This is a genomic window from Kosmotoga arenicorallina S304 (genome assembly GCF_001636545.1).
Lineage (GTDB): Bacteria > Thermotogota > Thermotogae > Petrotogales > Kosmotogaceae > Kosmotoga_B > Kosmotoga_B arenicorallina.
This window is the reverse complement of record NZ_JFHK01000013.1, coordinates 19752-34662: the sequence shown is the minus strand read 5'-3', so window position 1 is coordinate 34662 and position 14911 is coordinate 19752. Positions and strand designations below refer to the sequence as shown.

The following is a 14911-nucleotide window of genomic DNA, read 5'->3' as shown; positions in this document are numbered from 1 at the left end:
GGTTGTGGCTCTTCGTATTCTCTTACCACTTTTAGCTTCAATTCCTTTGAATATTGTCCCCTGCTTCTCATCCCTTCACCCCCTTTTCTTTCATACTATCACCTCGTTATTCCCTGTCCTATTTCTTTAGGGGGTGATTACGTCTCGAACTGCTTTGCAGTTGACATGTGCCTACGGTAGAAAAAAAACATCGAGAGGACGAGAGAGCGAGAATGGAACGAGATCCGAGAGTCCGAGAGAACTTCTAAACACCAGCAGAGCTGGTCGTGGCAACTCCGAAGGAGTTCATAGCACTGGCGTAGCCAGTCATAGCCACGCGCAGCGTGCTTAGCCGCTACAAAGCAGCTCTCGCCTTCTCGGTCACCATTTCTCGGATTCTCGGGCTGACTCTCGCCTTCTCGACTAATTCTCGTCAAATATTTCCCTGAAAAAACTATCCCTTCCAAATCTATTTAAGGCATCGATTTTTCTTTTCTCGTAAAAATCTTCCGCCTTTCCCCTTTCAAAATACCAGAGGCAGTCTATCAGAACACTCAACTTATACACATCGAATAGATGCCTTATTTCGTTGTTGTTCAGCTGCCTGTGCTTCATATATTCCGCAACGGTTTCTCTCGCACTCGTGAAATCAAGTATAGAATCGGTTTTTCCAAAGCTCTGCCAGCTGTTCCATTTGAACTCAGGTATGAACGGCTCAATAAGAAAAGCGAGGTCAAGAAGAAGATAAGTGTAATTTGCATCATCAAAATCAAGAATGGCTTGAATTTCTCCGTCTTCGAAAAGTATGTTGGAAAAATGAAAATCGCAGTGGCAAATCCCCTTTGGCAATGATTTTGGTAATTGGAGTTTTTCAAGTTCATCCTCTAACCACTTCAGTTTTTTCCATGAATTAATAGTGTTTATCTCTTTTGCCTTTTGATATGCTAGTTCCTTGCATAGATTTACTCCGTAATTCCAGCGGGCAGTTCTATAAGAAGGCCTGTAATTTCTGGTGAGCTTATGAAGCTTTGCAACCAGTTTTATAAGTTGCTTTTGCTGCTCAACAGACGGGTTTTCTATATGAGTTCCCTGAATGAATTCGAAAAGGACATATGGCTTTCCATTATGCGGGTTCACGTATCTGCCGTGTTTGTCCTTATAAACAGCAGGGCACGGATAATCCCTTTTCCTTAAGTAATTCAGCAAATTCACTTCAAATTTAACCGAAGCCTCTGATCTGCATTCATAGTATCTGAGGATATATCTTCCTGTTGTTGTTTCCAGATAATAGTTTGTCTGAACCGTTCCGGTTATAATGGGTTCAAATCGAACCAGTTCTCCCAAACTATAGCCAGAGAGAAGTTTTATAAAATCGCTTTTTGATAGAACGGTCTTTATCCCCAAATTAATTTCACCTTCTCAAGAGTTTTGTGATTTCTTCGCGCTGAGATTGCCTCAATGACTCTACATATCCATTATATCCATATTCATCTAACCATTATGCACCAAATCTGTGATTAATAAATGTGGTGTATATTTGAAGTATGGGGGTGGTTAAATGGTGGACTATATGAGAATGGCAGAGCTATTTGTTGATCACATAAAGAGGGAATATCCAGAAGATATATCAATCGTCGCTTATTACGGGTCATACGCCCGGGGAACCCAAAATCCGAATTCAGATTTCGACCTTTTCTTTATCCCTGCTACCGAACGCGGTTTTGAGTTGGCTGATTGCGTTATTCTGGATGGAATCGGAATAGATTTCTTCTCTATTTCCTGGAAGCGGGCGGAGCGCATTGCAAATTTCGATGAGAATATTGTCTCGGTTATTGCTGACTGCAAACTCCTCTATGCTCGCTCCAAAGAAGACAAAGAACGCCTTGAATCTTTGCAGGAAATTATCCAATTGTATCAAACACCAGAAAAGCGAAAGGCCATGCTGGATAAAGCCGAACGAGTATTCAGCGATACTTACCGAAACCTATATTTCCTGAGAAAGTCAAAAGGCATCTCAGAACAGAGGACAGAAGTGTTCCACGCTTTAACCAGCATTTTGCAAAGCATAGCGCTTATCAATCAGACATATTTGAAAAGCGGCTGGGGGAAAAATTTCAAAGAGATCTTCTCATTACCGCTCAAACCCGAAGAGCTTGAAAAATTGGTATATCAGGCTATTTACGCCAGGTCAAAAGAAGAAATGTTAGAAGCTATCGAAAAATTGTGCAGTAGAACCGCGGAATTACTGGAAAAAGAAATGGAGAAATTTCGTTCAAAAAATTCCTTTGAATCTGTATTTAAGGATTTCTATGAAGAATTGCGATCGACATTTCTGAAAATTGAAACAGCCTGTGATAATAATCAGCCCGAAACCGCTTTTTGCGCTGCTGCAACGCTTCAAGATGAAGTTAAATACTGCCTTGGCGAAATAGGAAACCGCAAAGTTATAGAAAGGTTTTCTGAGCTCGAACCCCTGCGAGCATATGACCCTTTGAATCTTAAAGCCCTTAAAAGTGCAGCGGCAAGATATGAAAAAGAACTTTTAGAGTTGTTGGGAGAAAACAATGTTCCCATCACAAGAATGGATAATTTGGAGGAATACAGGAATTACCTGAATCAGCGAAAATATCTTAACAAATAAAAGCTATAAGACACATGAAAATGTCACTGAAATTTTGCGGCTGATTTTCTTCACAAATTATTTTGAAGCTTTCGAGCTTTTCTCCAGCAAAGGACAAACATTATTCCCGGGATAAGCAAGAGGGTGTTTATTCCGTAAGGTGCAAAGAGGAAGTTTATATTCTCAGTTAAAGGCCAGTGGATGAAAAAAATAACATAATTTGCGGCGCTGAAAATGATGGCAATCAACCCCCCCACGAGTTTCCACTTCCACGCTAAAGCAAGCCCGATAATACATATAAAGCTGAACAAAGGCGGGATGTTTTCAATGAATGGATAATTCTCGGCTGCATAAGGGTCTGTTACCCCCGTTGTAAAAAAGTTAGCGGCATAACCGGCAAATATAAACACACCAATCGCAATAACTACTACCGACCAGATTTTGGCTATCAACAGCAAGCGGCTCGGAGCTTTTTTCTCTAACTTCGCGTTTTCTTCCATAACATCACCCCTATTAATCTACCCCCGATAGATTTTTCGCATTTCTCTCCTAATTCCATTACGATTTTACACCCTCGAGTACTTCATATGGAAAACGCATTTAATGTAAAGCTCTCTGCTATTATTTAACGCGGCAATCGATAATGGCGTAGGTTTTCTTGACTCATGTTTTGGGTAGAGGGTCAATTTTCTGTGTCCTTTGAACCTTCTTGCATCAAACAATCTTCTCCACTTTTTTCGAGGCGATTATTCCCAAGAATTCGGTTAATTGCAATTCGAAGTCCCTTGAAATATCTGAATAACCACTTATAGCGTGAGCGGTTTCATGAAGAAGAACTCCGGCAAATTTTTCAAGGCTTTTCAATTGGTTTCTTTTTATTATGATGGAACTACTTTTTGAGTCCCAAATGCCCGCAGTTTCATCAAAAAATTCTATTTCCTTTTTTATCGTTTCGGAGATCTTTATAGATTTAATTATTTTCGGCTTTCCTCCTATGAGGTCAAAAATATCATCGGCCATTTTAAAAACCTTTCTTTCATTAGCAGTTAATTGACTTAATGAAACGAATTTGTATTCAAAGCTTTCTTCATATTCTTTATAAAATTGTTCAAAATCGCGAACAATTCCTCCTGAAAAATCTTTCAGCCCTCCAATACGTTCTTTCAAGTTTTCAGGAATCACAACTATTCTATATTTCCCTTTCTTGGCTTCATCAACAACACCGGGATATTCCATTAATTCATACGATGTGAGAAATAGTACTTTTTCTGAAGCATTCAATATTCGAACAGCGTGCTCTTGCACATCTATCCAATTAAGCTCATCGTGCATTTCACCTGAAGAGAAGTTCTCAAAGTCATCAACAAGATATTCTGCTATTTCTTTGCTCCCACAGGACAGTAAAATAGATTTAATCCTATCTGAGTAAGCACTTCTTCCAACATTAGTTCTTTCTCTATTGAGTGCTTGTCTAATCCTTTTCGTAAGAGATGTGATATTATAGCTGAAAATAAAATTCTCTTCTTCTGCTACTTTTACACCATTAATATAGATTCTTGCCGTTTTGCCATTCTTTTCAAGTACCTCGCCAAATTTCGTTCTTTCAATTACTCTCTCGCCAGAAAATATCAAAAATAGATTCTTGGCTTTTTCGACATCTTCTTTTGTAACATTTTCCAAAATGAATTCAGTTCCAGTAAAGTTGGGATCTGACGGTGGAACGATATAAGCGTGTAGTGTTAGTATATCTTCAAAATCGTGCTTTTGTGATTTGCCAATAGTTATATCACCGTATTTTGATTTTATATATACTTTTACGCCTTTTCTATCAAAGGTTGCCAAAGCATCTTTCAAACCAATACCAAACTTACCAATCACATTCGGGTTACTTAATTTTTCCTCATTTTCTTTTTGAGTAAGATGGTCGTATCTAATACCTCGTCCATAATCTCTAATATGCCATTTGCCTTTCCTGCTGTTTCCACCGAAAAACATAAATTTTTTGGGTTTCTCCTGAAAAATTCTAATGTTTCCGGTATTCGTTAAAATTTGCTCATCTATTGCATTAGCTATGACCTCTCTAATAGCATGAAAAACTTCCCAGTCCTCAAGGATTTTCTCGATATTGAGATCGAATTTTTTTGCTTGCATATTAATCGCCCCTTGATTAGTTTAGCACTATAAGAAATAGATAACTCAGAAATGAAAACAGGTACTTTTTGCTTAGGTGTTTAATGGCAATACTCAAGTTATGCACTTTGAGTTAATTGAGAACGAATCTCTTCTGTTCTTTACAAGAAACGCAAATATACTTAAATATCCGGGAGAATACATGAGCTATTTGTGATAGGTATGAAATGATCCTTTCGTATTGTTTGGTAACCTCAAAAAAATTTCCATGTCGATGCCTATATGACCTGTAAACAGGTCTTAAATTTATATTATTGACCTTAGCACAGGTCATATGGTATAATTTTTCCGATGATCATGATGAACAATGAAGAATTTTTCGAGGTTTTATTAAGGTGGAATCTCTGGGGTAACCAGCAACTAAACATAATTCCGAGAACGGTGTTTTCACGGATAAAGCCTTTTATGGATTATCACGGAGCGATTGTAATTCAGGGCCCCCGCAGAGCCGGAAAATCAACTTTACTTTATTTTATAATTCAGAATCTGATAAAGGAAATTACACCGGAGAAATGCCTTTACATTAACTTCGAAGATTATGCCTTATCATCCTTAGAACTTACCCCATCAACTATTCAGCGTCTTCTGGAAGTATACGGAGAAAAGGTGTACAGCGGGGAAGATTTTTTTCTATTTCTTGATGAGGTGCAAAACGTAAAGGACTGGCACAGGTGGGTAAGAACTTTTCTTGATACTCATCACAATAATACTGTTTTTATCTCCGGTTCTTCGTCGAAACTTATGAGTTCTGAACTTGCTGGTTTGCTCACAGGTCGGCATGTTGCATTCGAAACTCTTCCATTTAGTTTCAGAGAGCTGGTCATAAATCAAGGGCACAGCATAGATAACATATACATAAGAAAAAACAAGAATGCCATCAAAGGACTCCTTGCCGAATATATGAGGTTCGGTGGCTTCCCGGAAGTGGTACTAAAAAGGCCCATAAACGAACAAAGAACAAGGCGAATACTCACTCAATATGCGGAGGACCTCCTGTTTAAGGATATTTCTATGCACTACAATGTGTTAAATATGAAGATACTCAAGTTTATTTCTTTGTTTCTAGCTCAAAACAGTGGTTGTAAGGTATCAATACGCGGGCTACAAAAAGTTATAGAAGCTGAATTTGGCGAGAAATCATCGACAACCACTATTGCCAATTATATTCAATATCTTGAAGAAGCCTATATGTGTTTTGAAGTAAGGCATTTTGATTATTCTATAAAGAGAGCCATAAGGAAACCTTCTAAATATTACATGGTTGATACTGGCCTTCGTAATGCTATGTATGGTTCGTTAACTTCTGACCGTGGGAAACTGCTTGAAAATGTGGTGTATCTCTACCTCAGGACAATATACGATGATGTTTTCTATTGGTCGGGAAAAAGAGAGATCGATTTTGTATGCCGTGAGGGTAAAGAGATTGACCTTTATAATATTACATATGTATCTGATGTCAACGAAATATCTGTAAGGGAACTGGAAGGGTTCGTAGAGTTTCCTTCGGGCAAAGTGGTTCGAAAAAGATATTTAATTACATGGGACTTTCAAAGAACCATAACATACAAAAATATTACTATAGAAGCTATTCCCGCATATGTTTTGCTTCTTCAAAGTATTGACCCTCTAATACTCCCGGAATGGAAGAGTGATTCTTAGATGCCGTAGCTCTCAGTCCAATAAGTTCTCTGTTCCTCATTTCCTTCTTATATTTTGCTTTACTCATACATGATTCCTGGATTCTCGAGCTTGATAAAAAGAGTCTTTTTACATACAACCTGCGATTTATCGATTTTTACAAAAAAAGACCTTGACTTATATAAGTCAAAGTTGAAGCAGGAAGCCATGTCTTTATAAGGCGTGGTAGTTCACAAAAAACGTCCGTCCTTTGTGATGTGTTTTAGTACCTTTTCCCGAAAAAACTATACGCTTTATCTGGTAAAATACATTTTTTTAACCGCATTTATTTCGGTATTTGTGAATTCTTTGTAAAACTCCGCGACCAAGAAAGTTGGAGTTCGATAGTACCCAGGAGGTATTATCGGAGGAAAGAATGCAATTGTAAACCGCATTTCTCCGTCGAATTTATGTTTTTCGATAATACCTAGGAGGTACTATCGAAATAGAAGCGAGGTGTCTGAACGCTGTCACGGCAAACTTTTTTTAACATATTACCTTCTCATATATTTCTGTAAGAATTATATGCCAACAAATTGATACTTCCATAACATATTACAACCCCGTTGTGTGAAAGGGACTTACCAGAATAATAGGGCTGTATTTTTCTATTTCTTTATCAAAATATATCGTTACCAGCTGGCTCCGTAGTGGAGCCACCTCGACGTATTCTTTTTTTGAAATGCGCATAAAACAATGCTTTTTTAAATGTTAACAACTGGCTCCATAGTGAAACAATTCTCCTGTTTTTATATGAATCAATAGAAAAGAAAAAGCGCCCCAAAGGGGGCGCCTTTTCTTTCTATCGGGTCAGAATCTGTAATGCATCTGTGAGAGTAAGTCCATTTTTATTTTTTCGAGTCTATTGTCGATTTCTTTGTAGTGAATCCTTCTTTCCTTTCTTTCCAACATAGGGTTTCACCTCCTACTCCCCTATCAAAAACCTCTTGGCTGGCTGAACATTCTCTTCATTACCTTCTCTTTAATCAATTCGATTTCCCTGTCAATCTGCGCTAAGCTCTTTCTCTTTTTCATCGTGCCCCCACCTCCTTGCAATCTCAAAAACCGGGCTGGGAATAAATGCTCTGAAGAATCCTTTCCTTTCTGATTTCAATTTCCCTGTCGATCTCTTTGAAATTCCTTCTCTTTTTCATCGTTTCATCCCCCTTTTTTCGAGTTATCATCTTTGACATTCATAATATAGCACAAATAATTGCAATTTGTCAAGTGGAACATTAAAAATTTTTAGGTATAACTTAAAAATAATTAAGTCGCGCCCAAAAAACCGAAACGAAGAAATTCTGTGAAGCGCATAGGCAAAAGGATACAGGAGAAACAGGGGTTTTAAAATATTTTTAGAGGATTGAATAAATTTCCGGGTAATTCAAAATAATTTCAGTGTGAATTCAAAATATTTTGCATATCCGGTGAATAATTTCAAGAAAAGTGAATTTGAATGTAAAGGCTGTGGATGCCTTCAGAGAATTTCAAAGTATAAGAATTTTCATCTGATTATGCTCTCAAAAAGCTGGATGATTTTCATAAAGTGCTTCTATTAAAACCATTTGCTTTTGCCGAGAATGTAAAATATGCTAAATTGGATATGATACTACTATTGCACTCAGCATGATTGTAGCTTTATTAATGGGGGATTTAGGGGGGATCATGAAAATGATAAACAAATATTCCTTTTTGGAGTTTGAGAAATGCCCCGTTAGAGGATGGTTTGCACACAACTCCTTCCAAAAATCTGAACTTTCAATAGCAGAGAAATTCAGGATAAGGCAGGGGATAGAGATCGGAAAAAGAGCCCGGAATCTATTCCCCGGTGGTATCTTGGTTGAAGCGATGGAACCGAATGAAGCAGTCAGGGATACTTCACTTTTGCTGAACAACCAATCGGTTGAGACAATCTTTGAACCCGCTTTCTTCGATGATAATTTCATTGCAAGAGCTGATATGGTAAGAAAAGCACAGAACGGGTTGGAAGTCTACGAGGTAAAATCAAGCCTTTCCACAACCAGCAGAATCCGAGATTATATAAAAGACCTCGCATATACCGTGATGGTTATCGAGGATAGCGGTTATAGAGTATCCGACGCAAAGCTTATTTTGGTCTCAAAAGACTACCGCAAAGGTGATGAAGACTCAAAGCTTTTTGATACCGTAGATGTTTTCAATAAAGTCTGCGAACAGAAATCGGACCTTTATTTGAAAAAAACGACTGCTCCCGGAGTTATTAACTCTTCGAAGCGGCCTGATGGGAAACTCAGTTATACATGCCGCAATTGCGAATACCTCAGTTCGTGTTTTAACTTAAAAAGAGAATTTAGCATCTTTGAATTACCTAGATTCGGTAAAAAGAAAACAGAACTTCATCTCAATGAAGGAATCTTTTATATTAAAGACGTCAGTATAGACGATCTGAAAAACGACCCCAAGCTTTTGAGGGTATATAGAGCAATTACAGATGGTAAGACAATTGTAGATGGCAGAGATTTATTGTGTGAAAAACTCACTTCTCTCCAGTACCCGATAGGTTATCTTGATTTTGAAACTGTTTCGACTGCCATTCCTCTATACAACAACATAGCACCTTATGAAAGAATCCCATATCAGTATTCACTTCACGTTTTAAAGAAACCAGGCTGGATTTTGGAACACAAAGAATTCTTATTCTCAAACCCTTCTTCAGATGAAACCTATGAGCTAGCCAAGCAATTGGTGAAAGATGCTAAAGAGTGCAAAACACTCATGGCCCATCATGCCTCTACTGAAAAGAGTATTATCCTATGGCTTGCTGATAGGTTCTCAAACCCCGAACTTTCAAATCAGCTCAAAGCAATGAGTGATCTGTTAGTTGATTCTCAATCGCTCATAGAAAATCATGTTTATCACCCGGAATTTCATGGCAGCTTCTCAATCAAGAAAGTTTTGCCAGCTCTGGTCAAAGAGCTGAGCTATGAAGGTATGCACATTCACAATGGCGATGATGCCCAATATATTTTTGCAAACATGGCGTTGGATAACTATCCACCAGGCGAAATGGCAGAGATCAGGAAGGACATGCTCGAATATTGTAAGTTAGATACCCTTGCAATGGTAGAAATTCACAAGAAGTTAATTGAACTTGCCTGGAATTAATGCTGCAAAATCTTGCTTAAAGTCAAAAGCTCATTAGCTATTGCATTGTTTAAATAGCACGTTATCAACTACAAAACCACTAAAAAAAGTGCCCTTCCTTGATTTGCATTAGATTGGCGACTTATTTATGGTTTCTGAATTTATCTTCAAGAAGTCTGAAAAAGCTTTTGCAGTTCTTATTGAGATAAGCTTTGACCTGATTCCACGTCAGATTTGCATTAAGCGGTTCAGGTGAATCCTCAACATCTTCAAAATAGCATAGTGCTTTGATTACATGGTAGAGATCTACCTCTTTTCCGTATTTTTTCTGAAAAGCATCGATAATCACAATAAAGTCGTTCCTTTTCAATATTTCAACAATATCATAGTAGTCTTTTTTTTTCTGCTCTTCCTGCTATAGCAGAAAGTTCCATTGCAGCTATATCAAGCACAGAGGCAATCTTCAAAGAGTTAAAGTAACTGAAGTTGGTAATGATCTTATATGGATACTCAAAAAAACTCACCTTGACATTGTTTATCTGGCATTCGAGAGTACCCCGAAAAAGTCTGATATTTTCTAATAGGAATCCTTTTGTTTTTAATTGGTGTGAAAGCTGAAAATTATCAAAGTAGTCTTCTGAGAAAAAATCAAGGTCGACACTGGTTCTATGCTGATAGTACATAGCAAGAGCTGTATCACCCGCTAAATAGAAACTATCTAACTCGTTTGAGAGGCTTTTCAGAAGGTTCAGGGTATCCGGCGATAGTGTGGAAGTTTTGAGCAAACTCGTACCTCCTTGAGAGGTATATCTAAAATATTTGCCCAGAAATTAGCTGTATTTCTCGAGATATTTCTTGAGTTTTTAACAACTTCCGATATTTCCACGATAGAATACATGGATTTAAGGGCAATTATATCCCGCATCGTTCCATGTTCCAGTATTCTTGATATAATAAAACTTTTGTTTTTTCTAATATCAAGACTCTCGATATCAACGTCCCAAAAACATCTTTTTGATAGATTTTTCTTCATTTTTATCACCAAGCATATTATATCATGAAATTGGAAAACGAAGGCGGTTTATACGCTCTCTGAAAAGCCAATAATCAGATGTTCAGGGATCAAAGAGTGTAGTATAAAACCGGTAAGATCCACATTTTTTGCTGGCTTTGTTGGCTCCCCGCTAACGTAGCAGGCCGCGCTATCTTTTTGGGTTTATTAAGCTATGCACGCATTGCTCTATCAGCTGACAACTTCGTAAGGCCAAAACGCGAAAATGCCTACAAATCACACATTTAAAAAGGGTGTTTTTCATAATTTCTTGACATCATAATAATTGTAGTAAAGTATGATATACTATAAGCAAGAATATAGTAAAATGCATTATACATTAGGGGTTGATCGGATGATTTCCTTAGATGTATATTTTGAAATTCAGGATCGTTTATTAAAAGCGGTTCCAACGGAGTTTAGACGGTATCTTTATACCACTATTAACTGGGATGCCAGAATGATAGGGTTGACAGGGTTTAGGGGCATTGGTAAAACAACATTATTGCTGCAATGGTTAGCAAACGAATCAAAGGGTTCTTCTGAATATTTGTACATATCAGCGGATAACCCCCTTGTTTTGAAGGATGGGTTGTACAATATCGGGGATACTTTTTTTAAGTACGGAGGAAAGCTCTTGGTTGTAGATGAAGCACACAGATATCCTGGTTGGTCTTCAGAGCTGAAAGCGCTTTACGATGCTTTCCCGAATAAGAAAATCATCTTCACAGGCAGTTCTACAATGGAGATATTGAGAGGAAAAGCGGATCTTTCGCGTAGAGCTGTGATTTACAACCTGAACATTCTCTCGTTCAGAGAGTACCTTCAGATTAGAACAGGTGACCGTATCGAATCGGTGAAACTGGATGAGCTGCTGATAAATCACAGGAAAATCTCAGCATCTTTATTGCATTATGAACCTTTGAAGTTTTTCTCTGAGTATCTCCAGCAAGGTGCATATCCATATTTTGTCGAAGGGGATTATTACAACAAGGTCCTTAATACGCTGGATAAGGTTATTTACGATGACATTATGGGCGTCAGCGGTATAAAGCCTGAAGGAGCCGCAACGATAAAGCGGCTTATTGCCTTCCTGACTACGAGTACTGTTCCTAAGATATCTGCTGAAAAATTGTGCAACGCTCTCGGTATAACAAAACCCACTCTGTACAACTACCTCGATTTAATGGAGCATGTTCGGCTCATTACCCGTGTTCCACCGGAGAAAATAGGGCACAAATTCCTCAGAAGCGGAGCAAAAGTGTTCTTGAGCAATCCAAATATTTATTATGCACTAAGCAGGCCAATCTGGAGTCTTGAAGCAAATACTGGCACAATACGGGAAGCGTTTTTTGCCAGCCAATTTTTTTCTTATTCAATTGCTGTGCCAGACGTTGGCGATTTTTCCATAAGGTTTAATGGAAAACGGATCGTATTCGAAATAGGTGGTCCCGGAAAAACGCTTCAACAGATAAAAAACGAGAAAAATGCTTTTGTACTGAAAGACGGCATAGAAAGTGGTTATTCACAGGTTATTCCACTATATTTGATCGGGATGATGTATTGAAACATGTTTGTTTCTACTATTCGTCTGTGCAATAGATGTGCAACTAACGCGCAATTACCTAGGTTTTATCTATGATTCTCAGCTATCTTTTTTACTTTGACAAAACTGCATGCATATCAACGCAGCATAGACTAACGTTTGTTCCCATTATGCCTCTTCCATCTTAACCCTACATCGGATGACTTCCGAGTTTTAACCACCGAAAGCGTGTGCCAACTGCAATGCAGCTCTCGGGTTCTCGCCTTCACGGTCTCTTTTTCTCGATTCTCGGATCTCAGTTTTTCGTTGTAGGTTGTAGGTTGTGCGTAAACCTTTTTCAATACTTTCAAGGGGGTAAATATGATGGATTGTGACGTACAACGAACAATGCACAACATACAACGATTTTCTTGTTTCTCGAATCTCAAGTCTCGGATCTCGGACTCTCGGTCACCATTTCTCGATTTTCTCGGTTCTAAGATCCGCAACGTAGTTGCGCATAGCCGTGACGGAGTCACGCACAGCCTGAGCTTAGCTCAGCATAGCCGCCGCGAAGCAGCGCACAGCAAATATTCATTTTTCTTCAGACATTCTTGTTTTTGGTATAAACGCTATTGTCTCGAATCTCGAACATCGGATCTCGACTCCCGAATGATTGTACGCACTTGCCATTTCGGGACACATGGGACAGATTCCAAAAAAGTGTTTGGCCTTATTCTTCAATTGCCTGATAAATTGCCATACAATAGACCAACTGAGAGGTAGATACCGACGGGGTGCTATACTTTTTCTGTAATACGATAAGGAGGCGTTGATTATGGCTTTTAGGCATGAAAGCTATTGTGGGCTTTACTGTGGATCCTGTCCTTTCCTTATGGCTTCAAGAAGAGATGAGCTGGATGTTATCGCTGAAAGACTTGAAAAAGATAAAAAGGAGCTATTTTGTGAAGGATGCAAGGGTGAACAGGTGTCCGTTTTTTGCAAAAAATGTGGAATAAAGCAATGTGCTCTTGATCACCAGGTGGAGTTTTGCTTTGAATGCGACGAATACCCATGCGAAAAACTGCAAAACTTTAAAAACGACGATCACCCACATCATTCAGTGATCTTGAAGAATCTTGATTCTTTAAAGGAACTTGGCCTTGAAAAATGGCTTGAACTTCAGCAAAAGCGCTGGAGCTGTCAGAAATGCGGGACTCCATTTTCCTGGTATGATGAGAAGTGTCAGGAATGCGGAAGCGAGCTTTATAACGCAGTAAAAGAAGACAGGGATATAATGTAAATGGTCATTTTGTCATTTTTCATCAGACTATAGTATAAATGATGACTTAAAAAGGGCGATAAGAGGGCAAGAACATGAAAGAAAGCATAACAACAGCATATGTTTCGAAGCACAGAGGTAACACGCGCCAAATTGTATATGGTCAAATAAAATTGACCCCCCAGGACCACAGAAAAATGACCCACTATCCCTATTTTACTAAATAAAATTGCCATCCGATCTCCAGCACGAAGCAAAAAGGAAGAGCATTATGCGGGAAAACCGCAAGTGTTTTTTTCACTTGCCTTTCTGGACACATGGGACAGATTCCAAAAAAGTGTTTGGCCTCTATTTTTTTAGACGCGCGCAACGTGCTTTGTACATTCGTCACCCCGAACTCGATTCAAAATCTCATTCTTAAAAAAAGATTCTGGATAGAACATCTCCGGAATGACAGTTTTTTCAACTGCGAAGCAGTTCACAACAACTCCGCAGGAGTTCGTAACAATCCCAAAGGGATTCGTGTCCGCTGCGCAACGGCCCTCTCGGTTCTCGCACTCTCGGATTCTCGTATTCTTATCAGGAGTTCGTATCGTGTATTATTTTAAAAAAGAGTCTGTTCCCATTTTCTAACTTTATACTGAAAACTAGTATCTAAATCTATACACCTCTACTCTGAATTAGGCGAGGCCTTTTATCGAATTTTACACATCAAGTTATTCCGTCATCGGTATGATCAATTGTTCTCAATATCAATATCTCACTTTTGAGTCCTTGATTGAAAAGCTCAATTTCTTTATTTAATAGAAGACTATCAATGTTTATGTCAATGGAGAAGGGAAACAATACAGGATCATTGCGAAGATCATCAATTGATGCTGTTTTGCTTTCTCTACTTGCTAAATAAGCTTTAATTAGCCAGCTTATTAATTTCGGATTTTTTATTTCAATGAATTTTGAGATAACATATTTACCAGAAGCATCTTTTTGTTCAATCAAATCCCAATACATAATCGTCTGAATCACATGATTCACAGTTCTTCTAACTACCGGTCTTTCTCCCCAAATTTCCATTGTTCTTTGTCTTACCTGAAAACGTTTGAAATATCCTTGAAGGTTGATTAATCTTCCGCATATTCTTGCAATATCTCTGAAATACGGATAACAAGCGATGCACATTCCCCAATGGATAATCGATGTAGCGTTTTCTGTACGAGCTTCATTAAATAGTTCCAGCGCAGAACGTCTTAAGAATTCAAGTTGAGAATTAGGGTTAAACCACATCCTATTGATAACAAGCCTTGTTTTTCTAATTGCGTCTTTACCCTTTAGGTCGTTTCCTATGTATTTGTTCAATGCTTCTGTTATCTTATCGCGAGTTTCTCCATCATGAAGCATTTCAATCACAAGGTCAAGCCATTCTTTCTTTAATTGTCTGTCAAATCCAATCATTTTTGAATTCAA

General features: G+C 38.3%; 12 protein-coding genes. 5 read left to right on the top strand and 7 right to left on the bottom strand.

Going from position 1 to position 14911, the window contains the following annotated elements; translation table 11 throughout:
• Positions 1 to 402 precede the first annotated feature (402 nt).
• A complete protein-coding gene (locus AT15_RS06440) occupies positions 403 to 1383 on the bottom strand; it encodes a homoserine kinase (RefSeq protein WP_068347618.1) in 981 nt (326 codons plus the stop codon).
• A 154-nt stretch (positions 1384 to 1537) separates the two neighbouring features.
• On the opposite strand from AT15_RS06440, the gene AT15_RS06435 reads away from it, so the two are divergent.
• Entirely contained in the window at positions 1538 to 2620 is a 1083-nt protein-coding gene (locus AT15_RS06435; protein WP_068347616.1) for a nucleotidyltransferase domain-containing protein, read from the top strand.
• A 50-nt stretch (positions 2621 to 2670) separates the two neighbouring features.
• Here the strand turns inward: AT15_RS06435 and AT15_RS06430 are convergent, their stop codons facing one another.
• Both AT15_RS06430 and AT15_RS06425 read right to left on the bottom strand, forming a co-directional pair.
• Positions 2671 to 3099, bottom strand: a complete 429-nt coding sequence (locus AT15_RS06430) for a DUF7670 domain-containing protein (protein WP_068347614.1) — start codon at positions 3097 to 3099, stop codon at positions 2671 to 2673.
• Between the two features lie 214 nt (positions 3100 to 3313).
• On the bottom strand, positions 3314 to 4750 hold the full coding sequence (locus AT15_RS06425) for a D-tyrosyl-tRNA deacylase (RefSeq protein ID WP_068347612.1): 1437 nt from the start codon (positions 4748 to 4750) through the stop codon (positions 3314 to 3316).
• A gap of 339 nt (positions 4751 to 5089) precedes the next feature.
• Here AT15_RS06425 and AT15_RS06420 point away from each other — a divergent pair, with 339 nt between their 5' ends.
• Together AT15_RS06420 and AT15_RS06415 are read left to right on the top strand one after the other, a co-directional pair.
• The gene (locus tag AT15_RS06420; RefSeq protein ID WP_068347610.1) at positions 5090 to 6448 is read left to right on the top strand and encodes an ATP-binding protein; all 1359 of its coding nucleotides are present in this window, start codon (positions 5090 to 5092) and stop codon (positions 6446 to 6448) included.
• Between the two features lie 1683 nt (positions 6449 to 8131).
• The gene (locus AT15_RS06415; protein WP_068347608.1) at positions 8132 to 9610 is read left to right on the top strand and encodes a DUF2779 domain-containing protein; all 1479 of its coding nucleotides are present in this window, start codon (positions 8132 to 8134) and stop codon (positions 9608 to 9610) included.
• 121 nt (positions 9611 to 9731) lie between these two features.
• On the opposite strand, the gene AT15_RS06410 is transcribed toward AT15_RS06415, so the two are convergent.
• From AT15_RS06410 to AT15_RS10570, 3 genes are read right to left on the bottom strand one after another with little or no spacing between them, the layout of a single operon-like run.
• The gene (locus AT15_RS06410) at positions 9732 to 9938 is read right to left on the bottom strand and encodes a hypothetical protein (RefSeq protein ID WP_068347607.1); all 207 of its coding nucleotides are present in this window, start codon (positions 9936 to 9938) and stop codon (positions 9732 to 9734) included.
• A gap of 34 nt (positions 9939 to 9972) precedes the next feature.
• Positions 9973 to 10374, bottom strand: a complete 402-nt coding sequence (locus AT15_RS06405) for a nucleotidyl transferase AbiEii/AbiGii toxin family protein (RefSeq protein WP_068347606.1) — start codon at positions 10372 to 10374, stop codon at positions 9973 to 9975.
• Positions 10338 to 10622: a DUF6922 domain-containing protein gene (locus AT15_RS10570; protein ID WP_407656275.1), complete on the bottom strand. Its 285-nt coding sequence runs from the start codon at positions 10620 to 10622 to the stop codon at positions 10338 to 10340. The genes AT15_RS06405 and AT15_RS10570 overlap by 37 nt, the downstream gene beginning before the upstream one ends.
• Before the next feature lie 373 nt (positions 10623 to 10995).
• Between AT15_RS10570 and AT15_RS06400 the strand changes: the two genes are divergently transcribed.
• Together AT15_RS06400 and AT15_RS06395 are read left to right on the top strand one after the other, a co-directional pair.
• Positions 10996 to 12207: an ATP-binding protein gene (locus AT15_RS06400; protein ID WP_012744589.1), complete on the top strand. Its 1212-nt coding sequence runs from the start codon at positions 10996 to 10998 to the stop codon at positions 12205 to 12207.
• Between the two features lie 796 nt (positions 12208 to 13003).
• Positions 13004 to 13468, top strand: a complete 465-nt coding sequence (locus AT15_RS06395) for a DUF3795 domain-containing protein (RefSeq protein WP_068347605.1) — start codon at positions 13004 to 13006, stop codon at positions 13466 to 13468.
• A gap of 690 nt (positions 13469 to 14158) precedes the next feature.
• Here AT15_RS06395 and AT15_RS06390 read toward each other — a convergent pair.
• Positions 14159 to 14911 (bottom strand): hypothetical protein, encoded by a 753-nt coding sequence (locus AT15_RS06390; RefSeq protein ID WP_153019718.1) that lies wholly within the window; start codon positions 14909 to 14911, stop codon positions 14159 to 14161.